Source organism: Vibrio sp. 1580, from assembly GCF_033340055.1.
On record NZ_JAWOVT010000485.1, the window covers coordinates 1 to 586 of the forward strand.

General features: G+C 43.9%; 1 protein-coding gene and 1 pseudogene. One reads left to right on the forward strand and one right to left on the reverse strand.

The window, feature by feature from the left end; genetic code table 11:
* Positions 1-162 (forward strand): ABC-type transport auxiliary lipoprotein family protein (locus tag R7093_RS26725; RefSeq protein WP_318147212.1); only part of this gene is annotated, 162 nt, incomplete at its 5' end.
* A gap of 91 nt (positions 163-253) precedes the next feature.
* Here R7093_RS26725 and R7093_RS26730 read toward each other — a convergent pair.
* Positions 254-586, reverse strand: a pseudogene (locus R7093_RS26730) (glycosyltransferase family 39 protein); the annotation flags it as partial.

A 586-nucleotide genomic window follows, 5' to 3' on the forward strand; every position in this document is an offset into this window, starting at 1 on the left:
ATTGAAGGTGAATGGTTACTCATCGATGCAAGCGGCAACGTCGTTCGAAGCTCGCAAGTAAAAATATTTATGCCATTGCAAGATGAAGGCTACGACGCTCTGGTTGATGCACTGTCGGCAGGTTTGAACCAACTAACCGACGATATGGCTGCGCAGTTATAATAAATAGACATCAGATACGAAAGTCATCAGATAATAGAGGGGAGCATCACGCTCCCCTTTCTTGTTTATGTATGTTTAGCGGCTCAAGAGATTAAGAATATGGCTTGTCGATATGTAGCTCATATCGTTTGATGCTTCTTGGCGGCTGACAGGATTCAAACGCACTCTCGGCATCAAATAAAATCCAATCCCGGCGGTGGGCTTCCCCTAGTTTTTTCGCTTTGTTGGCATCGAAACATTCCATCTCATTCCCACCTTGGGTCAAGATATACCGATTCGGCTTTTCTTGTAGCCACAACCAAGCATTGCGCTCTTGCTCTTTGTGATCTGATAAATAGCTAAAATGTGTTACCGACACAGGTGAAAACAGCAAAAATTGCTCTTTAAATAGCGTCAGTCCTAACTCACCATCTTTACCGATTGC